The sequence below is a fragment of the Streptomyces sp. NPDC002784 genome, from assembly GCF_053592135.1.
The window spans coordinates 64,858-84,321 of sequence record NZ_JBSFVD010000001.1 but is presented as its reverse complement, the minus strand read 5'-3'; the positions used below and the strand labels follow the sequence as shown (position 1 = coordinate 84,321).

Here is a 19,464-nt window from a genome sequence, read left to right as displayed (position 1 = left end):
AACCATATGCGCGCCTCGCTAGGGTGTGGGGCTGAGATGGCCAGCGAGACCTGTGGGGAAGCCCGTGCGTGAATACCTGCTGACGCTCTGCATCACGGCCGCGGTGACGTACCTGCTCACAGGGCCGGTGCGGAAGTTCGCGATCGTGGCCGGGGCGATGCCGGAGATCCGGGCACGTGACGTGCACCGGGAACCCACTCCGCGGCTCGGCGGTATCGCCATGTTCTTCGGACTGTGCGCGGGCCTGCTGGTCGCCGACCACCTGGCGAACCTCAGCACCGTCTTCGACAACTCCAACGAACCGCGCGCGCTGCTCTCGGGCGCCGCGCTGATCTGGCTGATCGGCGTCCTGGACGACAAGTTCGAGATCGACGCCCTGATCAAGCTGGGCGGCCAGATGATCGCCGCCGGCGTCATGGTCATGCAGGGTCTGACCATCCTGTGGCTGCCCATCCCGGGCGTCGGCTCGGTCGCGCTGACCCAGTGGCAGGGCACCCTGCTCACGGTCGCGCTGGTCGTCATCACCATCAACGCCGTGAACTTCGTCGACGGCCTCGACGGCCTCGCGGCCGGCATGGTGTGCATCGCGTCGGCGGCGTTCTTCCTCTACGCCTACCGGGTCTGGGTGTCGTACGGCATCGAGGCCGCCGCCCCGGCCACCCTGTTCTCGGCGATCCTCATGGGCATGTGCCTGGGCTTCCTGCCGCACAACATGCACCCGGCGCGGATCTTCATGGGCGACTCCGGGTCGATGCTGATCGGCCTGGTGCTCGCCGCGGGCGCGATCTCCATCACCGGACAGGTCGACCCGGACGCGCTGAAGCTGTTCGCCGGCTCCGAGAAGGCGGCCGTGCACCAGACGGTGCCGGTCTACATCCCGCTGCTGCTGCCGCTGACCATCATCGCGATCCCGGCCGCCGACCTGGTGCTGGCGATCGTGCGGCGCACCTGGCGGGGCCAGTCCCCGTTCGCGGCGGACCGGGGGCATCTGCACCACCGGCTGCTGGAGATCGGCCACTCCCACAGCCGGGCCGTCCTCATCATGTACTTCTGGTCGGCGCTGATCGCGTTCGGCGCCCTGGCCTACTCGGTGAACTCGGCGTCCATGTGGATCGTGCTCGGCATCGTGATCCTCAGCGCCATCGGCCTCGCCCTGCTCCTGCTGCCGCGCTTCACGCCGCGCACCCCGAGGTGGGCCCAGGCCTTCGTGCCGCCGCGGTACCGGCGCCCCGCGGCCGTATCGGAACCGGCGGCGGGCACCCGGCAGGCGCCGGGTGGCGAGGACGACCCGGCGGAGGCGGAGTCGCGCACTCCGGTGGCGGCCGGGGCGGCACAAGTCAACGGCGCGACCGCTCTCGGCGCCCGTTCGCGCTTCCTGGACCGGCGTAAGGCCGGCTCGTCGCGCTGACGGCAAGGTAAGAATCTGACTAGAGCATTGCCAAACCGTGGGGGAACGAAGTCCCCCAATACCAGACAAAGGGGCGGGGTTCCTGCACATACGCGCGCTGTCACTCTCATGTGTGACACCGAGCACACCTGGCAGGTAAAGACCTCATCAAATAGTTTGTGATACGGTTCACGAGAACCCCGGATAGAGCCGAAGGGCCGCAGTGCGACGGCCCATCGGAGTGAGGTTCTCTCTCAGCCCGGGACTACGCTCGTCCATGACGACACCCCTCCCCCTGTGAAAGCGGAGTTGCCGCCATGCCGTCCAATGACGCCCGGAATCTTCTGCAGATCGCTGTGCCCACAGCGGCTGTCGGCGCGATTGTCGTCGCCGTCAGCGCTGCGGTCGCCGGCGGCAAGGGCGCGCTGGGTGCGGCGATCGGCACACTGCTGGCCATCCTCTTCATGGGAATCGGTCTGTACGTTCTCCAGTGGACGGCAAAAACGCTCCCGCAGCTGTTCCAGGCCATGGGGCTGATGCTCTACGTCGCCCAGCTCCTGCTGCTCCTGATCTTCGTCGCCCTCTTCAAGGACACCTCTCTCTTCAACGCGAAGGCGTTCGCGATCTCGCTCGTCGTCGCAACCGTCGTGTGGATGGCCGCGCAGGCACGCGCGCACATGAAGGCCAAGATCTTCTACATCGACCCGGACTCCGCGAAGAGTGAGAAGACCGAGAAGACGGGGCCGTCGACGTGAGGGGTAGGGGCGGGATAAAGGCCTGGGGGAACTCCTGCTATCGTCCGGTGCCAACTGCGGCATCGCGGGCGCGGGCATCTGAGCTGACGCCTGCTCGATCGCGAGGCTTGATGCCCCAGAGCCGCCCTCACATCCGTAACACCAGTCCGGTGCCGACCCGCGGCTGCGCGCCGCGCCGACACAACGAGGTTGCCGTACCCATGCGTCACGCCGAAGGAGCCCGCGGTGAGTGCTGACCAGACCCAGCTCGCCTTTGACTGGAGCTGTCGGATCATGTCCGACAACGGGTGTGGTTTTCCGGCTCCGGGCCTGCACTCGTTCCTCTTCAAGCCGATCGCCACGGTAGGCGGGTTCGAGTTCAACAAGGTGATGCTGCTCGCGCTCATCACCACCCTCCTTGTCGTCAGCTTCTTCTGGGCTGCGTTCGGCAAGGCCAAGGTCGTCCCGGGCAAGCTGCAGATGGTCGGCGAGGCCGGTTACGACTTCGTGCGCCGCGGCATCGTGTACGAGACCCTCGGCAAGAAGGAGGGCGAGAAGTACGTCCCCCTGATGGTCTCGCTGTTCTTCTTCATCTGGATCATGAACATCTGGTCCGTGATCCCGCTGGCGCAGTTCCCGGTGTCGTCGATCATCGCGTACCCGATCGTGCTGGCGGCGATCGTCTACATCACGTGGGTCGGCCTGACCTTCAAGAAGCACGGCTTCGTCGGCTTCTTCAAGAACGTCACCGGCTACGACAAGTCGCTCGGCCCCGTGCTGCCGCTGGTCATGATCATCGAATTCTTCTCGAACCTGCTGGTGCGGCCCTTCACCCACGCGGTCCGGCTCTTCGCCAACATGTTCGCCGGCCACCTGATGCTGGTGATGTTCACCGTCGCCTCCTGGTACCTGCTCAACAGCTGGATGATCCCGGCGGCCGGTGTCTCCTTCGTCATGACCATGGTCATGATCCTCTTCGAGCTCTTCGTGCAGGCGGTTCAGGCGTACGTCTTCGTACTCCTCGCCTGCTCGTACATCCAGGGCGCTCTCGCCGAGCACCACTGAGCCCCTGAACCCGCCCGCACAAAACCCCCAGTTGTCCGGTGGCCAACCTCCACCGGTCCGCAAAGAGAAGGAAGTTACAGCATGTCCGCTGTGCAGCTTGCCGCTGAGGTCTCCGGTTCCCTCGGTTCCATCGGCTACGGTCTCGCCGCCATCGGCCCCGGCGTCGGCGTCGGCATCATCTTCGGTAACGGCACGCAGGCTCTCGCCCGCCAGCCCGAGGCTGCCGGTCTGATCCGCGCCAACCAGATCCTCGGTTTCGCCTTCTGTGAGGCTCTCGCCCTCATCGGCATCGTCATGCCGTTCGTGTTCGGTGTCTAAGTCTTAGCCACCTGACACATATCGACGAAAGGCACTGATGTGATCGCCAACCTGGTACAGCTGGCGGCCGAGGAAGAGCAGAACCCGCTCATCCCGCCCGGCCCCGAGCTGCTCGTCGGCACCATCGCCTTCGCCATCGTGTTCTTCTTCTTCTGGAAGAAGCTGCTTCCGAACATCAACAAGGTTCTGGAGGAGCGCCGCGCGGCGATCGAAGGCGGTATCGAAGAGGCCGAGGCCATGAAGGTCGAGGCCCAGAGCGTCCTTGAGCAGTACAAGGCACAGCTCGCCGAGGCCCGGCACGAGGCCGCGCGTCTGCGCCAGGAGGCGCAGGAGCAGGGCGCCGCGCTCATCGCCGAGATGCGTGCGGAAGGCCAGCGGCAGCGCGAGGAGATCGTCGCCGCGGGTCACTCCCAGATCGACGCCGACCGCAAGGCCGCCGCTTCCGCGCTGCGCCAGGACGTCGGCAAGCTCGCCACCGACCTGGCCGGCAAGCTCGTCGGCGAGTCCCTCGAGGACCACGCCCGCCAGAGCCGTGTCATCGACCGCTTCCTCGACGAGCTCGAGGAGAAGGCCGAGGCCACGCGATGAACGGAGCGAGCCGCGAGGCCCTGGCAGCCGCACGTGAGCGTCTCGACGCGCTGACGGACAACACGTCCGTGGACGCGGCGCAGCTCGCCGGCGAGCTGGCGGCCGTCACCGCGCTGCTCGACCGCGAGGTGTCGCTGCGTCGGGTCCTGACCGACCCGGCGCAGGCCGGTGAGGCCAAGGCCGAGCTGGCCCGGCGCCTGCTCGGCGGCCAGGTCAGCGGCGAGACCGCCGACCTGCTGGCCGGTCTGGTGCGCTCCCGCTGGTCGCAGTCCCGCGACCTGGTGGACGCGCTGGAGCAGCTGGCGGACACCGCCGACCTCACCGCCGCGCAGCGGACGGGCACCCTCGACAACGTCGAGGACGAGCTCTTCCGGTTCGGCCGGATCGTCTCCTCGAGCACCGAGCTGCGTGCCGCGCTGACCAACCGTGCGGCCTCCGGTTCGGCCAAGAGCGAGCTGCTGCGCAGCCTGCTCGGCGGACGGGCCGATGCGACCACCGAGCGTCTGGTGACGCGTCTTGTGACCGCGCCGCGTGGACGTAGCCTGGAGTCGGGCCTCGAGTCCCTGTCCAAGCTCGCCGCCGAGCGCCGGGACCGCATGGTCGCCGTCGTCACCTCGGCGGTACCGCTGAGCGACGGCCAGAAGCAGCGCCTCGGCGCCGCGCTGGCGAAGCTCTACGGCCGCCGGATGCACCTCAACCTCGACGTGGACCCGGCGGTCCTCGGCGGGATCCGGGTGCAGGTCGGTGACGAGGTCATCAACGGCTCCCTCGCCGACCGTATCGAGGACGCCGGCCGCCGACTGGCGAGCTAGCAGCAACTTCATAGCAGTACGTACTTACGACGGCCCTGGTTGGGCCGTACAGAAGAATCCTGGGGGTCGCCCCCAGACCCCCAAAGTGAAACTTCGGGCCCAACAAGGAGAGCAGGGAACCCAGATGGCGGAGCTCACGATCCGGCCGGAGGAGATCCGGGACGCACTGGAGACCTTCGTCCAGTCGTACAAGCCGGACGCGGCCTCGCGCGAGGAGGTCGGTACGGTCACCCTTGCCGGCGACGGCATCGCGAAGGTCGAGGGTCTGCCCTCGGCCATGGCCAACGAACTGCTGAAGTTCGAGGACGGCACCCTCGGCCTCGCGCTCAACCTGGAAGAGCGCGAGATCGGCGCCATCGTCCTCGGTGAGTTCAGCGGTATCGAGGAGGGACAGCCGGTCTCCCGTACCGGTGAGGTCCTCTCCGTGGCCGTCGGCGAGGGCTACCTCGGCCGTGTCGTCGACCCCCTCGGCAACCCGATCGACGGCCTCGGCGAGATCGAGACCAGCGGCCGACGCGCCCTCGAGCTGCAGGCTCCGGGCGTCATGGCCCGTAAGTCGGTGCACGAGCCGATGGAGACCGGCTACAAGGCCGTCGACGCGATGACCCCGATCGGCCGCGGTCAGCGTCAGCTGATCATCGGTGACCGCCAGACCGGCAAGACCGCCCTGGCCGTCGACACGATCATCAACCAGCGCGACAACTGGCGCTCGGGCGACCCGAAGAAGCAGGTCCGCTGCATCTACGTCGCCATCGGCCAGAAGGGCTCGACGATCGCGTCGGTCCGCCGCGCGCTGGAGGAGAACGGCGCGCTGGAGTACACGACCATCGTCGCCGCCCCGGCGTCCGACCCGGCCGGCTTCAAGTACCTGGCGCCGTACACCGGCTCGGCCATCGGTCAGCAGTGGATGTACGAGGGCAAGCACGTCCTCATCATCTTCGACGACCTGTCGAAGCAGGCGGACGCCTACCGTGCCGTGTCGCTGCTGCTGCGCCGTCCGCCGGGCCGTGAGGCCTACCCGGGTGACGTCTTCTACCTGCACTCCCGTCTGCTGGAGCGCTGCGCGAAGCTCTCCGACGAGATGGGCGCCGGCTCGATGACCGGTCTGCCGATCGTCGAGACCAAGGCCAACGACGTCTCGGCGTTCATCCCGACCAACGTCATCTCCATCACCGACGGCCAGTGCTTCCTGGAGTCGGACCTGTTCAACGCCGGTCAGCGCCCCGCGCTGAACGTCGGTATCTCCGTCTCCCGAGTCGGTGGTTCCGCGCAGCACAAGGCGATGAAGCAGGTCTCCGGCCGACTGCGCGTGGACCTCGCCCAGTTCCGTGAGCTGGAGGCGTTCGCCGCCTTCGGTTCCGACCTGGACGCCGCGTCGAAGGCGCAGCTGGAGCGCGGTCAGCGCATGGTCGAGCTGCTGAAGCAGGCTCAGTACCAGCCGATGTCCACCGAGGACCAGGTCGTCTCCGTGTGGGCGGGTACCACCGGCAAGATGGACGACGTGCCGGTCAACGACGTCCGCCGCTTCGAGAAGGAGCTGCTGGAGTACCTGCACCGCAAGGAGCAGGGCCTCATGACCTCCATCAGGGAGGGCGGCAAGCTCTCGGACGACACCCTCACCGCTGTTGCCGACGCGATCGCCGACTTCAAGAAGCAGTTCGAGACCTCGGACGGCAGGCTTCTCGGCGAGGACGCTCCGGCCGCCGCCAAGTGACGTAAGGAAGGGACCTGACTCATGGGAGCCCAGCTCCGGGTCTACAAGCGTCGCATCCGATCCGTCACCGCGACCAAGAAGATCACGAAGGCGATGGAGATGATCGCCGCCTCGCGCGTCGTCAAGGCGCAGCGCAAGGTGGCGGCCTCCACGCCGTACGCGAAGGAACTGACCCGCGCGGTCACGGCGGTCGGTACCGGCTCGAACACCAAGCACCCGCTGACCACCCAGGCCGAGACGGTCACGCGGTCGGCGGTGCTGCTCCTGACGAGCGACCGTGGTCTCGCCGGTGCCTTCAACTCCAACGCCATCAAGGCGGCGGAGCTGCTGACCGAGCGCCTGGAGCGCGAGGGCAAGCAGGTCGACACGTACATCGTCGGCCGGCGTGGCCTGGCGCACTACAACTTCCGTGAGCGCAAGGTCTCGGAGTCGTGGACCGGGTTCACGGACGAGCCGACGTACGCGGACGCCAAGAAGGTCGCGGCGCCGCTCATCGAGGCCATCCAGCAGGACACGGCCGAGGGCGGGGTGGACGAACTCCACATCGTCTTCACCGAGTTCGTCTCGATGATGACGCAGACGGCGCTCGACGACCGTCTGCTGCCGCTCAGCCTCGAAGAGGTCGCGCAGGAGGCCGCGCCGAAGGGCGAGATCCTCCCGCTGTACGACTTCGAGCCGTCGGCGGAGGACGTCCTCGACGCCCTGCTGCCGCGCTACGTGGAGAGCCGCGTCTACAACGCGCTTCTCCAGTCGGCCGCCTCCAAGCACGCCGCCACGCGGCGCGCGATGAAGTCGGCCACGGACAACGCCGGAGAGCTCATCGAGACGCTCTCCCGGCTTGCGAACGCGGCCCGCCAGGCCGAAATCACCCAGGAAATCAGCGAGATCGTCGGTGGCTCCGCAGCCCTGGCCGACGCGAGCGCGGGGAGTGACAGGTAAATGACGACGACAGTTGAGACGGCCGCTGCCACGGGCCGCGTCGCCCGGGTCATCGGCCCGGTCGTCGACGTGGAGTTCCCCGTCGACGCGATGCCCGAGATTTACAACGCCCTTCACGTCGAGGTGGCCGACCCGGCCAACGCCGGCGAGCGGAAGACGCTGACCCTGGAGGTCGCCCAGCACCTGGGTGACGGCCTGGTGCGCACCATCTCCATGCAGCCCACCGACGGTCTGGTCCGCCAGGCCGCCGTCACCGACACCGGCACGGGCATCACCGTCCCGGTCGGCGACTTCACCAAGGGCAAGGTGTTCAACACCCTCGGTGAGGTGCTGAACGTCGACGAGTCCTACGACGGTGAGCGCTGGACCATCCACCGCAAGGCGCCGAACTTCGACGAGCTCGAGTCGAAGACCGAGATGTTCGAGACCGGCGTCAAGGTCATCGACCTTCTCACCCCGTACGTCAAGGGTGGAAAGATCGGTCTGTTCGGTGGTGCCGGCGTCGGCAAGACGGTGCTCATCCAGGAGATGATCTACCGCGTCGCCAACAACCACGACGGTGTGTCGGTGTTCGCCGGTGTCGGTGAGCGCACCCGTGAGGGCAACGACCTGATCGAGGAGATGTCGGAGTCCGGCGTCATCGACAAGACCGCGCTGGTCTTCGGTCAGATGGACGAGCCCCCGGGCACCCGTCTGCGCGTGGCCCTGGCCGGTCTGACCATGGCGGAGTACTTCCGCGATGTGCAGAAGCAGGACGTGCTGTTCTTCATCGACAACATCTTCCGCTTCACCCAGGCCGGTTCCGAGGTGTCGACCCTGCTCGGCCGGATGCCCTCCGCGGTGGGTTACCAGCCGAACCTGGCCGACGAGATGGGTCTCCTCCAGGAGCGCATCACCTCGACCCGTGGTCACTCGATCACCTCGATGCAGGCGATCTACGTCCCCGCGGACGACCTGACCGACCCGGCCCCGGCCACCACCTTCGCCCACCTCGACGCGACGACGGTTCTGTCCCGTCCGATCTCCGAGAAGGGCATCTACCCGGCCGTGGACCCGCTGGACTCCACGTCCCGCATCCTGGACCCGCGCTACATCGCGCAGGAGCACTACGACGCCGCCATGCGCGTCAAGACGATCCTGCAGAAGTACAAGGACCTCCAGGACATCATCGCGATCCTCGGTATCGACGAGCTCGGCGAGGAGGACAAGCTCGTCGTCCACCGTGCCCGTCGCGTGGAGCGCTTCCTGTCCCAGAACACCCACGTCGCCAAGCAGTTCACCGGCGTCGACGGGTCGGACGTCCCGCTGGACGAGTCGATCGCGGCCTTCAACGCGATCTGCGACGGCGAGTACGACCACTTCCCGGAGCAGGCGTTCTTCATGTGCGGTGGTCTCGAGGACCTGAAGAAGAACGCGAAGGAGCTGGGCGTCTCCTGAGCCTCGCGCTCTTGCGGAGGGGGCGGGGCACGTCCCGCCCCCTCCGTCACGCCCACTAGACTTGTAACCAACACCCGGCACAACCGCCGGGTGGTGACCCGAGGAGCCACCCTTGGCTGCTGAGCTGCACGTCGCGCTGGTCGCCGCCGACCGTGAGGTCTGGTCGGGCCAGGCCACCCTGGTTGTCGCGCGCACCACGTCCGGCGACATCGGCGTCATGCCCGGTCACCAGCCGCTGCTCGGTGTGCTGGAGTCGGGCCCGGTGACCATCCGTACGAGTGAAGGTGGAACGGTCGTCGCCGCGGTGCACGGCGGTTTCATCTCGTTCGCGGACGACAAGCTGTCGCTGCTGGCCGAGATCGCCGAGCTGTCGGACGAGATCGATGTCCAGCGCGCGGAGCGGGAGCTGGAGCAGGCGAAGGCGGAGGGCGACGCCCTCGCCGAGCACCGCGCCGATGTCCGCCTGCGCACCGCGGCGGCGCGCTGACCGCAGCGCCCGCCCGTAGTGACGTCACTCAGCCGCGGCTGGGACCGGAGCGATCCGGTGCCGGCCGCGGCTGAGGCAGATATGGATGTTTTTTCCGTTCCGTTACCTGATGTGAAGGTACCTAGGAGACGAGGAGGTCGGTGTCGATGGTCCTCGCTCTGACTGTGTGCGGAATCGTCGTGGCCCTCGTGGCGCTGGGACTGTTCGTCTTCGGGCTGCGCCGCAGGCTCATCCAGCGCTCCGGCGGCACCTTCGACTGCTCGTTGCGCTGGGACACCCCGGAGAAGACCGACACCAGCGGCAAGGGCTGGTCCTACGGCGTCGCCCGCTACAACGGCGACCGCATCGAGTGGTACCGCGTCTTCTCCTACGCCCCCCGCCCGCGCCGCATCCTGGAGCGCGTCGCGATCGAGGTCGCCGGGCGCCGGCTGCCCGAGGGCGAGGAGGAGCTGGCGCTGCTCTCCGACGCCGTCATCCTGACCTGTCTGCACCGGGGCACGCGGCTGGAGCTCGCGATGAGCGAAGACGCGCTGACCGGTTTCCTCGCGTGGCTGGAAGCAGCCCCGCCCGGTCAGCGCGTCAATGTCGCCTAGGTGATCTCTGTCTTTACTTGATGTCTTACTTGAGTCCGGTGTTGATCGCGCTCACCAGCTCACCGTTGCCGGTGTCGCCGGAGAACTCCCAGAAGAAGGCGCCGCCCAGGCCCTGGCTCTTCGCCCAGGCCATCTTGGTGCCGATGGTGGCCGGGGTGTCGTAGGACCACCAGTTGGTGCCGCAGTGGGCGTACGCGGTGCCGCCGACCGTGCCCGTGGCCGGGCAGGAGTTCTTGAGCACCTTGTAGTCCTCGATGCCCGCCTCGTAGGTGCCGGGTGCCGCGCCGGTCGCCGTGCCGCCGGGGGCGGACTGGGTGACGCCGGTCCAGCCGCGGCCGTAGAAGCCGATGCCGAGCAGCAGCTTGGCCGCGGGGACGCCCTTGGCCTTGAGCTTGGCGATCGCGTCGGCGGAGGTGAAGCCCGCCTTCGGGATGCCGCTGTACGAGGTGAGCGGGGAGTGCGGGGCGGTGGGGCCGGTCTTGTCCCAGGCGCCGAAGTAGTCGTACGTCATCACGTTGTACCAGTCGAGGTACTGCGCGGCGCCGCCGTAGTCGGCCGCGTCGATCTTGCCGCCGCTGGAGGCGTCGGCGGTGATCGCCGCGGTGATCAGGTAGTTGGAGCCGAACTCGGCACGCAGGGCCTGGGAGAGGTTCTTGAAGGCCGCCGGGCCCGACGTGTCACAGGTCAGACCGCAGGCGTTCGGGTACTCCCAGTCGATGTCGATGCCGTCGAAGACATCGGCCCAGCGCGGGTCCTCCACCACGGCCTTGCAGGACTTGGCGAACGCGGCGGCGTTCTGCGCGGCCTGGCCGAAGCCGCCGGAGTAGGTCCAGCCGCCGAAGGAGTACAGCACCTTGATGTGCGGGTACTTGGCCTTCAGCTGACGCAGCTGGTTGAAGTTGCCGCGCAGCGGCTGGTCCCAGGTGTCGGCGACGCCGCTGACGGACTGGTCGGCGGTGTACGCCTTGTCGGTGGCGGCGTAGGCGTCGTCCAGGACGCACTTGCCTTCCTTGACGTTGCCGAAGGCGTAGTTGATGTGCGTGATCTTGGCCGCCGAGCCCGACGTCACCAGGTTCTTGACGTGGTAGTTGCGGCCGTAGACGCCCCACTCGGTGAAGTAGCCGAGGTTGATCTTGGAGCCGGGCTGCGGGCCGGGGTCGGTGCCGCCGCCGGTGGTGCGGACCGCGAGGGCGCCGCTGACCGGGCCGGTCTGGTCGGCGGTGTCCCGGGCCTGCACGGTGTAGGAGTAGTCGGTGCCGGCGGTCAGGCCGGTGTCCGTGTACGTGGTGCCGGTGACCGTGGCGACCTTGGTGCCGCCGCGCAGGACATCGTAGTTCTTGACGCCCTTGTCGTCGGTGGCCGCGCTCCAGGCGAGCTTCACCGAGGTGTCGGTGATGCCGGAGGCGGTCGGGGTGCCCGGGGCGGAGGGGGCCGCGTCGCCGGGGACCGTCGGGCCGCCGTCACAACTGCCGCCGTTGAGCTTGCAGTTGGACGGGGAGCCGGAACCGGAGCCGTTGAAGCCGAAGGAGACGGAGGCGCCGGGGGCGAGGGTGCCGTTCCAGGACTTGTTCTTGGCGGTCCAGTGGTTGCCGGCGGAGGTGACGTCGGCGTCCCAGGCGGAGCCGGCCGTGGTGCCGGAGGGGAAGTCCCACTCGACGGTCCAGGAGGTGATGGTCGTGGTGCCGGTGTTCTTCACCGTCCACTTGCCCTCGAAGCCGGTGCCCCAGTCCTGGGGCTTGGAGTAGGTGGCGGTGGCCTCGGTGGCCGCCTGCGCCGGGCTGGCGAGTCCGACCAGGCCGGCGAAGGGGAGCAACAGCGTCGCGAACCCTGCCGCAACTCTGTGTCTGAAGCGCATGCTGCGCCTCCCTGTCTGGGTAAGAGGGGTGATGGGCGCGCTGAGCCTTCACGCCCACGGTGCCGCGAGAATAGAAAGGTCTGGACCACAGGTCAATAGGTCCAGACCAGTTCGGGACAGACGCCCCTACATCCCCAACTCCTGCGCCAGCACCGCGGCTTGCACCCGGCTGCGCAGCTCCAGCTTCCCCAGCAGGCGGCTGACGTGCGTCTTCACCGTCGCCTCCGCCATGTCCAGCCGGTGCGCGATGTCCGCGTTGGACAGCCCCTCGCCGAGACACGACAGCACCTCGCGCTCCCGCCGGGTCAGCGCGTCGAGCACCGCCGGATCGGTGCTCGACTGCCGTACCGGCCTGGCGGCGAACTCCGCGATCAGCCGCCGGGTGACGGCCGGGGCGACGATCCCCTCGCCCCGCGCGACCGTCCGCACCGCCTCCAGCAGATCCCGGGCTTCGGTGTTCTTCAGCAGGAACCCGGACGCCCCGGCCCGCAGCGCCCCGAACACATACTCGTCGAGGTCGAAGGTGGTCAGCACGAGCACGTCCGCGAGCCCCTCCTCGACGACCTTCCGGGTGGCCGACACCCCGTCCAGACGCGGCATCTGCACGTCCATCAGCACCAGGTCGGGGCGGAGCTCCCGGGCCAGCGTCACCGCCTGCTCGCCGTCCGCCGCCTCACCGACCACCTCGATGTCGGACGCGCTGCGCAGAATCAGGACGAGCCCGGCACGGACGGCGGACTGGTCCTCGGCGACGAGGACGCGGATCATTCGGGGTCTCCTTGTGCGTGGTCGGTCACGGGCAGCGCGGCGTGCACGGCCCAGATCCTGCCGTCGGGGGAGTCGTCGGGGGCCGCCTCGAAGCTCCCCCCGAGCAGCGCGGCCCGCTCCCGCATCCCGACCAGACCGGCGCCGGAACCGGGGGCGCGCGGGCCGTCGCGGTCGCCGTAGGGGCTGGTCACCCGGATGTCGAGGACGCCGTCGCGCTGGGCGAGCGTCACCGTGACCGGGCCGGGGGAGGCGTGCTTGAGGGCGTTGGTGAGGGACTCCTGGACGATGCGGTAGGCGGCGAGTTCGACGGGGGCGGGCAGTTTGCCGTGCGCGGTGCCGAGGGTGACGTCGAGGCCGTTGGTGCGGGCGCCCTCCACGAGCGCGGTCAGTCCGTCCAGCGTCGGGGCCGCCGCCGGTTCCAGGTCGCCGCTGCTGTCGCGCAGGATGCCGATGAGCCGGCGCATCTCGGCGAGTCCCTCGACGCTGTTCTCCCGGATGACCGCCAGGGCGTCCTGGGAGGTCTTCGGGTCGTCCAGGGAGAGTGCGGCGGTGGAGTGGATGGCGATGGCGGACAGGTGGTTGGCGACCATGTCGTGCAGCTCGCGGGCCATCCGGGCGCGTTCGGCGGTGACCGCCTGGACGCGGTCCATCTCGGCGAGCAGCGCGGTCTGTTCGGCGTGCAGCCGGGCGGCCTCGGCGGCGTCGCGGTGGTTGCGCACGATCCAGCCGGTGCCGGCGGGCGTGAACGCCACCAGCCCGATGACCACCCCGACCAGCAACGCCTCCGGCTCCTGCCAGACGGCCAGCGGCACCACCGTGCCGGCCACCGTCAGCAGACCCGTGATCCAGGGCACCCGGCGGGCGGTGCCGGGCGGGCCGTACAGGACGGCCGCGTAGATGAGGTCCGTGAACATCACGACCGTCACCAGGTTCCCCTGGGTGACGACGTCCGCGGTCAGCGCGGCCGTGCCGACGATCAGGCCCGTACGGGGGCGGACGCGGCGCAGCAGCTCGCAGGCGGCCATGACGGCCAGCGGCACCAGGACGGGCCAGCGCCCCTCCCACAGCACGATCGGGTCCTTCGCCGTGCGGGTGCCGAGCCCGACGCCCCAGATGAGGAGTCCGCCGAGCAGCCCGGCGACGGCGATGCGCACGTCGTCCGGGTGCGGTCGGGGGAGCGGTACGGCCATGCACCCATCCAACACGGCCCGCCGCCCCGTCGCCCCGTCGCCTGATCCCCGGGAAGGGTCCCGCGCTGCATCTTTCGATGTACCGGCGGTTCGTCACCGCCGACGACGAAAGCGGCGCCCCGGGCCGGGAGCCTGGAAGGGTGACCGAGAGGAGCGTGCCGTGATCGTCGGATTGATCATCGCCTGTGAGGTCGGCTTCTGGGTGCTGCTGGCGCTGGGCCTGGCCGTCCGCTATCTGCTGAAGTGGCGCCGGACCAGCGTGGTGCTGCTGCTGTGCGAGCCGGTGCTGGAACTGGTGCTGTTCGTCGCCACGGCGATCGACCTGAAGAACGGCGCCGAACCGAGCTGGGAGCACGGCCTCGCCGCGCTCTACATCGGCTACACCGTCGCCTTCGGCCACTACACGATCCGCTGGCTCGACGGCCACGCCGCCCACCGCCTGGCCGGCGCCCCCCGCCCGCCGAAGCCCCCGCGCTACGGCCGCGCCCGCGCCGTCCACGAGGCCAGGCTGTGGCTGCGCGCGGTGTTCGGGGGAGCGGTCGCCCTCGCCCTGCTCCAGCTCGCCGTCTGGTACGTCGGCGAGGACGGCGACATCAGCTCCCTGCGGTCCTTCCAGTGGGTGGCGATCCGCACGGTCGGCATCTACGGCCTGATCGCCCTCTCCTACACGGTCTTCCCCCGCAAGGAGCCCGCGTCAGCGCTCCCCGCCCGGAACCCAGAGCACGTCACCGACGCCGATGTTGGCCGTCCGCGCCAGAATGAAGAGCAGGTCCGATAGCCGGTTGAGGTAGGTCGCGGTGAGCGGGTTCATACCGCCATCTTTTCCTTGGGCTCCGTGGACCTCCATCGCGGCCCACGTGGAGCGCTCGGCCCGGCGTACGACCGTGCAGGCCTGGTGGAGCAGGGCCGCGCCCGGGGTGCCGCCGGGGAGGATGAAGGACCGCAGCTTCTCCAGCCGCTCGTTGAAGCGGTCGCAGTCGGCCTCCAGCTTGTCGATGTAGAACTGCTCCACCCGCAGCGGCGGGAACTCCGGGTTCTCCACCACCGGCGTCGACAGGTCCGCGCCCACGTCGAACAGGTCGTTCTGCACCCGGGTGAGGACCTTGACGACCTCCTCGTCCAGACCGCCCAGCGCGATCGCCGTCCCGATGACCGCGTTCGCCTCATTGGCATCGGCGTACGCCGAGATCCGCAGGTCCGTCTTGGCGACCCTGCTCATGTCGCCGAGAGCGGTGCTGCCCTGGTCGCCGGTCCTGGTGTAGATACGCGTCAGATTGACCATGCGGCCAGCGTAGCCGCGGGGGCCAACTACGCCGTACGGGGCCCGCAATGAGCCGGGCCGGTGTGATGTCCGTCAGATGAGACGTGACTCGCGTTACTAACCGGTCACACACCGCCTCACTCCCGCTAGGGTCCGGCCGAGAGGCACTTAAACAGCGTGTAATGGGGAGTCGCACAGTGGCACGGAAGCTTGCCGTCATCGGCGCCGGCTTGATGGGTTCCGGAATCGCCCAGGTCTCCGCGCAGGCGGGCTGGGACGTCGTGCTGCGCGACGTCACCGACGAGGCCCTCGAGCGGGGCACCGACGGCATCAAGGCCTCCTACGACAAGTTCGTGAGCAAGGGCCGGATGGAGGCGCACGACGCCGACGCCGCCCTCGGCCGGATCACCACCACCACCGACCTGGACGCCGCCGCGGACGCCGACATCGTCGTCGAGGCCGTCTTCGAGAAGCTCGAGGTCAAGCACGAGATCTTCCGGACGCTCGACAAGATCGTGCGCGAGGACGCCGTGCTCGCCTCCAACACCTCCGCCATCCCGATCACCAAGATCGCGGCCGTGACGGAGCGCCCCGAGCGCGTGGTGGGCACCCACTTCTTCTCGCCGGTCCCGATGATGCAGCTGTGCGAGCTGGTGCGCGGCTACAAGACCAGCGACGAAACCCTCGCCACCGCGCGGGAGTTCGCCGAGTCCGTCGGCAAGACCTGCATCGTGGTGAACCGGGACGTGGCGGGCTTCGTCACCACCCGGCTCATCTCGGCCCTCGTCGTCGAGGCCGCCAAGCTCTACGAGTCGGGCGTCGCGACCGCCGAGGACATCGACCTCGCCTGCAAGCTGGGCTTCGGCCACGCCATGGGCCCGCTCGCCACGGCGGACCTCACCGGCGTCGACATCCTGCTGCACGCCACCGGCAACATCTACACCGAGTCCCAGGACGAGAAGTTCGCTCCGCCGGAGCTGATGCGCCGGATGGTTGACGCCGGTGACATCGGACGCAAGAGCGGGCAGGGCTTCTACAAGCACTGAAACCGCACACGCCCCAGGAGTGTCACTCCCCGGGGTGAATTCGGTATCGGTTCGCTTACAGACGGCAACCTCTGACCCCTTCGGGCCGTCAGAGGTTGCATCACCGGACACACATCGCGGAGCACGAGACGCACGCTTAGGGGAGCGCTATGCACATCAGGGGCGACCACGCCGAGCTGGTCGTCGGGGGCCGCCTCGACGTCCGCAGCGCGGCGGACGCCCGTACGGTCCTGCACGACGCCGTCGACGACGGAGTCGGCGATCTGGTGCTGGACCTGTCCGAGCTGGACTCCTGGGACGCCACCGGTCTGGGAGTGATCATGGGAGCGCACCGGCGCGCCGGACGCTGCGGCAGACGCCTGGTGCTGCGCGGGGTGCCGCCGCAGATGCAACGCCTGCTGGTGGCCACCCGGCTGCACCGGATCCTGGCCATCGAGGGCGGTATCGGGGTGGAGTCACTGCCGCGCGTGTGACGACCGGCACGGGTGGGGAGCAGCGGTCGGACGTTCCGGTCGCGAAGCGCATCACGTGCGCAATCCTCATGAAGCTGTGACGTCTCGGACCGCGCGGTACCCCGGCCTGTCGTAGATACTGTGCTTCGGTTTAGGGTTCGGTCGCCCGCTGCGTGACAACCCTTCGAGCGGGCCCGGACCAGAAGCGACAGCGCGGTGTGCAGCAAGGCCGGGAGGGGCTTCGGCACACGACGCTTTTGGGGGCTTGAAACCTATGGACCCGAACAGCCGGGGACCCGAGGAGTACGGCCACGACGACGACGCCAACGCGCCGCGTCAACGCCCGCCCAGGGACCCCCTCACACCCGACTTCGGCCAGCACGCGCCCGCACTGGCCCGCACCGTCCAGCTCGTCTCGGGCGACTTCCTGGTCACCGTCAACCCGGTCGACGGCAGCGAGATCGAGGCCTGCCCGCCCGGCGAGCGGCCCACCCGGCCCGCGAAGCTCACCGCGGCCGACCGCGCCGAGGCCGACCGCGCGGTCAGGCCCCCGGTGCCGCCCGGACCGTCCCGGCCGGAACTTCCCCTGCTGGCCCGCCAGGACGAGCGCGAACGGCTCGTACGACTGCTCGCGCGCGGTCGTTCCGTCCGGCTGACCGGCCCCGCCGGATCGGGCCGCACCAGCCTGCTCGACGTCGTCGCCGAGGACTGCGCGGACCTCGCCCCCGACGGCGTGGTGCGCCTGAACGGCTTCCACCGCACGGCGAGCGACCTGCTGTACGACCTGCTCCACGCCGTCTACGACGCGCCCCTGCACCGCCCGGACCGGGACGAACTGCTCGCCTGCGTCGGGGAGATCGGCGCGGTCGTCGTCCTCGACGACATCGAGATCGGCGGCGCCGCCCTCGACGAGCTGCTCGACGCCACGCCCGAGTGCGCGTTCCTGATCGCGGCCACGCCCGACGTCCCGGCACCGTCCGCCGACTCCGCAGTCGAAGAGGTCTTCCTCGGCGGTCTGGAGCGCGCCGCGGGGCTGGACCTGCTGGAGCGGGTCGCCGGCCGTGCGCTGACCGAGGACGAGACCAACTGGGCGGGCGACCTCTGGTTCGAGTCCGAGGGCCTGCCCCTGCGGTTCGTCCAGGCCGGCGCCCTGCTGCGCCAGCGCGACCAGCAGCGGGCCGGCGCCGGCGCCGTCGACGAGTACGGCGTCTTCGAGGACGCGCTGCCCGTCGACGCGCCCTTCGACCCGTCCCTCGGCGCCGAGGACGGCGTCGGGATACCCCTGCCTGCGCTCGGTGAGGCCGCCGCGCCCGCCCCGCTGCTCGCCTCCCGGCTCAGCGCCTCCGCCCGCGCCACGCTGCGCATCGCCGTCGCGCTCGGCGGGGAGGTGCCGGATCAGGCCCATCTGCCCGCCCTGGTCGACGACACCCACGCGGACGCCGCCCTCGGCGAGCTGGCCGCCTGCGGTCTGGTCTCGCCGGTCGGCGCCCGCTACCGCCTCGCGGCGGGCGTACGCACCCAGCTCGCCGCCGCCGGATACGCCGACGACGTCGAGGCCGGGGCCCTGGCCGCCGCCCAGCACTACGCCTGGTGGGCCGGGCACCCCTCGGTCACCCCGGAGCGGGTGTGCGCCGAGGCGGACGCCCTGCTCGCCGCGCTGAGCGTGCTGGTGCCGGCCACCACCGCGCCCCTCGACGAGGGGACGCAGAGCCCGGCCGTCCTGCTCGCCCGTACCGCCGCTCCCGCGTTCGCCGCCGGACTGCACTGGAGCGCCTGGGAACGGGCGCTCAGGTCCGGCGCCGAGGCGGCGCGGCTCGCCGGGGACGTGAGTGAACAAGCCTATTTCCACCACGAGTTGGGCATCCTCGCGCTCTGCGGCGGACAGTACGACCGGGCCCGTGCCGAGCTGGAGGCCTCCATCGGCCTGCGGGGCGCCCTCGCCGACAAGCGGGGCACCGTCGCGGGCCGCCGCGCCCTGGCCCTGGTCGCCGACCGCACCGGCGACACCCCGGGCGTCGGCATCGTGGCGGCGGTGGCCGGCGCGACGGCGGGCGAGGAGGTGTCGGGCGCGCGCTACGAGGAGTCGCAGTCGCCGCCCCGCGGCATCCCGGCGGCCTTCCCGTCGCTTCAGCCGCCCACCGACGACCCGGCACTCGTCCTCCACCGCACCTCGGGTCCGGCGGCCTTGCGCAAGGCCGGGGGCGGTCTGAAGGGCCTCGCCAAGCGGAACCTCGTGGCGGCGGGCGCCGGTGCGCTGCTGGTGGCCGTTCTGGGCACCGTGGTGACCCTCGGCGCCACCTCCGACGGCGACACCGGCACCCCCTCCGACCAGGTGGGCGTCAACCCGTCGGCCAGCCAGGGCGCCGGTGACGGCAGCCTCGGCGCGGACAAGGCGGACGACGGCGAGGGCTCCGGCGACACGGGCGCGGCGACGAGCCGCCCGACGGCCCCGGGTCCCGACGGCACGTACGGCACCTCCGACGACCCGGCGCCCACGGCGACGGCGGAGCCGTCGGACGACCCGAGCGGCACGGACGGTCCGGGCGGGGGCCCGACCAAGACCCCGACGAAGCCGCCGAGTTCGACGACGAAGCCGCCGACGACGAAGCCGTCGACGTCGCCCACACCGACCCCGAGCGAGACCGAGACGTCTCCGACTCCCACCCCGACCCCCACGCCGACCGAGACCGAGCCGTCCACGACACCTTCCACCTCCGACTCGGCCAGTGGCCCCGCCACATCGAGCGCCCCGGCGGAGGCGAGCAGTTCGGCCAGTGCGCCCGAGAGCAGCACCTCGGCCACCGTGATCTGAGGCCGC

At 69.7% G+C, this 19,464-nt stretch carries 19 protein-coding genes; 15 read left to right on the top strand and 4 right to left on the bottom strand.

The window, feature by feature from the left end; genetic code table 11:
- The first annotated feature begins 64 nt into the window (after nucleotides 1-64).
- The 11 genes from ACWD1Z_RS00385 (at nucleotide 65) to ACWD1Z_RS00335 (ending at nucleotide 10,074) form a co-directional block, all read left to right on the top strand.
- Nucleotides 65-1,408, top strand: a complete 1,344-nt coding sequence (locus ACWD1Z_RS00385; RefSeq protein WP_451114242.1) for an MraY family glycosyltransferase — start codon at nucleotides 65-67, stop codon at nucleotides 1,406-1,408.
- A gap of 296 nt (nucleotides 1,409-1,704) precedes the next feature.
- Nucleotides 1,705-2,142 (top strand): hypothetical protein, encoded by a 438-nt coding sequence (locus ACWD1Z_RS00380; protein WP_451114241.1) that lies wholly within the window; start codon nucleotides 1,705-1,707, stop codon nucleotides 2,140-2,142.
- Between the two features lie 273 nt (nucleotides 2,143-2,415).
- Complete coding sequence (gene atpB / locus ACWD1Z_RS00375) at nucleotides 2,416-3,186, top strand: F0F1 ATP synthase subunit A (protein ID WP_383312311.1); 771 nt, start codon at nucleotides 2,416-2,418, stop codon at nucleotides 3,184-3,186.
- An 81-nt stretch (nucleotides 3,187-3,267) separates the two neighbouring features.
- Nucleotides 3,268-3,504, top strand: coding sequence for an ATP synthase subunit c family protein (locus ACWD1Z_RS00370; RefSeq protein WP_247463749.1), 237 nt, complete (start codon nucleotides 3,268-3,270; stop codon nucleotides 3,502-3,504).
- A 39-nt stretch (nucleotides 3,505-3,543) separates the two neighbouring features.
- On the top strand, nucleotides 3,544-4,092 hold the full coding sequence (locus tag ACWD1Z_RS00365) for a F0F1 ATP synthase subunit B (protein WP_389414933.1): 549 nt from the start codon (nucleotides 3,544-3,546) through the stop codon (nucleotides 4,090-4,092).
- Nucleotides 4,089-4,904 carry a F0F1 ATP synthase subunit delta gene (locus tag ACWD1Z_RS00360; RefSeq protein WP_451114239.1) on the top strand — a complete coding sequence of 272 codons (816 nt, stop codon included), beginning with the start codon at nucleotides 4,089-4,091 and terminating at the stop codon, nucleotides 4,902-4,904. The genes ACWD1Z_RS00365 and ACWD1Z_RS00360 overlap by 4 nt, the downstream gene beginning before the upstream one ends.
- Nucleotides 4,905-5,028: 124 nt before the next feature.
- Nucleotides 5,029-6,618 carry a F0F1 ATP synthase subunit alpha gene (atpA, locus tag ACWD1Z_RS00355; RefSeq protein WP_389414931.1) on the top strand — a complete coding sequence of 530 codons (1,590 nt, stop codon included), beginning with the start codon at nucleotides 5,029-5,031 and terminating at the stop codon, nucleotides 6,616-6,618.
- Nucleotides 6,619-6,639: 21 nt separating this feature from the next.
- Complete coding sequence (locus ACWD1Z_RS00350) at nucleotides 6,640-7,557, top strand: F0F1 ATP synthase subunit gamma (RefSeq protein ID WP_250076005.1); 918 nt, start codon at nucleotides 6,640-6,642, stop codon at nucleotides 7,555-7,557.
- Nucleotides 7,558-8,994: a F0F1 ATP synthase subunit beta gene (gene atpD / locus ACWD1Z_RS00345; protein WP_389414930.1), complete on the top strand. Its 1,437-nt coding sequence runs from the start codon at nucleotides 7,558-7,560 to the stop codon at nucleotides 8,992-8,994. It abuts the gene before it with no gap.
- A gap of 112 nt (nucleotides 8,995-9,106) precedes the next feature.
- Entirely contained in the window at nucleotides 9,107-9,481 is a 375-nt protein-coding gene (locus ACWD1Z_RS00340) for a F0F1 ATP synthase subunit epsilon (RefSeq protein WP_451114236.1), read from the top strand.
- A gap of 146 nt (nucleotides 9,482-9,627) precedes the next feature.
- Entirely contained in the window at nucleotides 9,628-10,074 is a 447-nt protein-coding gene (locus ACWD1Z_RS00335) for a DUF2550 domain-containing protein (RefSeq protein ID WP_383312254.1), read from the top strand.
- Nucleotides 10,075-10,099: 25 nt separating this feature from the next.
- On the opposite strand, the gene ACWD1Z_RS00330 is transcribed toward ACWD1Z_RS00335, so the two are convergent.
- From ACWD1Z_RS00330 to ACWD1Z_RS00320, 3 genes are all read right to left on the bottom strand, one after another.
- A complete protein-coding gene (locus tag ACWD1Z_RS00330) occupies nucleotides 10,100-11,929 on the bottom strand; it encodes a glycosyl hydrolase family 18 protein (protein WP_451114234.1) in 1,830 nt (609 codons plus the stop codon).
- 126 nt (nucleotides 11,930-12,055) lie between these two features.
- Nucleotides 12,056-12,697: a response regulator gene (locus ACWD1Z_RS00325; RefSeq protein WP_451114232.1), complete on the bottom strand. Its 642-nt coding sequence runs from the start codon at nucleotides 12,695-12,697 to the stop codon at nucleotides 12,056-12,058.
- On the bottom strand, nucleotides 12,694-13,887 hold the full coding sequence (locus ACWD1Z_RS00320; RefSeq protein ID WP_451114230.1) for a sensor histidine kinase: 1,194 nt from the start codon (nucleotides 13,885-13,887) through the stop codon (nucleotides 12,694-12,696). The genes ACWD1Z_RS00325 and ACWD1Z_RS00320 overlap by 4 nt, the downstream gene beginning before the upstream one ends.
- Before the next feature lie 160 nt (nucleotides 13,888-14,047).
- On the opposite strand from ACWD1Z_RS00320, the gene ACWD1Z_RS00315 reads away from it, so the two are divergent.
- Nucleotides 14,048-14,665: a hypothetical protein gene (locus ACWD1Z_RS00315; RefSeq protein WP_451114228.1), complete on the top strand. Its 618-nt coding sequence runs from the start codon at nucleotides 14,048-14,050 to the stop codon at nucleotides 14,663-14,665.
- Here the strand turns inward: ACWD1Z_RS00315 and ACWD1Z_RS00310 are convergent.
- Nucleotides 14,582-15,169, bottom strand: coding sequence for a cob(I)yrinic acid a,c-diamide adenosyltransferase (locus tag ACWD1Z_RS00310; protein WP_451114226.1), 588 nt, complete (start codon nucleotides 15,167-15,169; stop codon nucleotides 14,582-14,584). The two genes, ACWD1Z_RS00315 and ACWD1Z_RS00310, sit on opposite strands and share 84 nt — an antisense overlap.
- Before the next feature lie 176 nt (nucleotides 15,170-15,345).
- Here ACWD1Z_RS00310 and ACWD1Z_RS00305 point away from each other — a divergent pair, with 176 nt between their 5' ends.
- The 3 genes from ACWD1Z_RS00305 to ACWD1Z_RS00295 all read left to right on the top strand — a co-directional run bounded on the left by ACWD1Z_RS00305 (nucleotide 15,346) and on the right by ACWD1Z_RS00295 (nucleotide 19,458).
- Nucleotides 15,346-16,194, top strand: coding sequence for a 3-hydroxyacyl-CoA dehydrogenase family protein (locus tag ACWD1Z_RS00305; protein WP_451114224.1), 849 nt, complete (start codon nucleotides 15,346-15,348; stop codon nucleotides 16,192-16,194).
- Between the two features lie 149 nt (nucleotides 16,195-16,343).
- Nucleotides 16,344-16,667 (top strand): STAS domain-containing protein, encoded by a 324-nt coding sequence (locus ACWD1Z_RS00300; RefSeq protein WP_389414922.1) that lies wholly within the window; start codon nucleotides 16,344-16,346, stop codon nucleotides 16,665-16,667.
- Nucleotides 16,668-16,920: 253 nt separating this feature from the next.
- Nucleotides 16,921-19,458 (top strand): ATP-binding protein, encoded by a 2,538-nt coding sequence (locus ACWD1Z_RS00295; protein ID WP_451114222.1) that lies wholly within the window; start codon nucleotides 16,921-16,923, stop codon nucleotides 19,456-19,458.
- Nucleotides 19,459-19,464 lie beyond the last annotated feature (6 nt).

What these genes read in the sequence shown, in the direction of transcription:
- ACWD1Z_RS00380 (WP_451114241.1), top strand. Translation starts at nt 1,705, where the DNA reads ATGCCGTCCAATGACGCCCGGAATCTTCTGCAGATCGCTGTGCCCACA.
- atpB (WP_383312311.1), top strand. Translation starts at nt 2,416, where the DNA reads ATGTCCGACAACGGGTGTGGTTTTCCGGCTCCGGGCCTGCACTCGTTC.
- ACWD1Z_RS00370 (WP_247463749.1), top strand. Translation starts at nt 3,268, where the DNA reads ATGTCCGCTGTGCAGCTTGCCGCTGAGGTCTCCGGTTCCCTCGGTTCC.
- ACWD1Z_RS00360 (WP_451114239.1), top strand. Translation starts at nt 4,089, where the DNA reads ATGAACGGAGCGAGCCGCGAGGCCCTGGCAGCCGCACGTGAGCGTCTC.
- atpA (WP_389414931.1), top strand. Translation starts at nt 5,029, where the DNA reads ATGGCGGAGCTCACGATCCGGCCGGAGGAGATCCGGGACGCACTGGAG.
- ACWD1Z_RS00350 (WP_250076005.1), top strand. Translation starts at nt 6,640, where the DNA reads ATGGGAGCCCAGCTCCGGGTCTACAAGCGTCGCATCCGATCCGTCACC.
- atpD (WP_389414930.1), top strand. Translation starts at nt 7,558, where the DNA reads ATGACGACGACAGTTGAGACGGCCGCTGCCACGGGCCGCGTCGCCCGG.
- ACWD1Z_RS00335 (WP_383312254.1), top strand. Translation starts at nt 9,628, where the DNA reads ATGGTCCTCGCTCTGACTGTGTGCGGAATCGTCGTGGCCCTCGTGGCG.
- ACWD1Z_RS00330 (WP_451114234.1), bottom strand. Translation starts at nt 11,929, where the DNA reads ATGCGCTTCAGACACAGAGTTGCGGCAGGGTTCGCGACGCTGTTGCTC.
- ACWD1Z_RS00325 (WP_451114232.1), bottom strand. Translation starts at nt 12,697, where the DNA reads ATGATCCGCGTCCTCGTCGCCGAGGACCAGTCCGCCGTCCGTGCCGGG.
- ACWD1Z_RS00320 (WP_451114230.1), bottom strand. Translation starts at nt 13,887, where the DNA reads ATGGCCGTACCGCTCCCCCGACCGCACCCGGACGACGTGCGCATCGCC.
- ACWD1Z_RS00310 (WP_451114226.1), bottom strand. Translation starts at nt 15,169, where the DNA reads ATGGTCAATCTGACGCGTATCTACACCAGGACCGGCGACCAGGGCAGC.
- ACWD1Z_RS00300 (WP_389414922.1), top strand. Translation starts at nt 16,344, where the DNA reads ATGCACATCAGGGGCGACCACGCCGAGCTGGTCGTCGGGGGCCGCCTC.
- ACWD1Z_RS00295 (WP_451114222.1), top strand. Translation starts at nt 16,921, where the DNA reads ATGGACCCGAACAGCCGGGGACCCGAGGAGTACGGCCACGACGACGAC.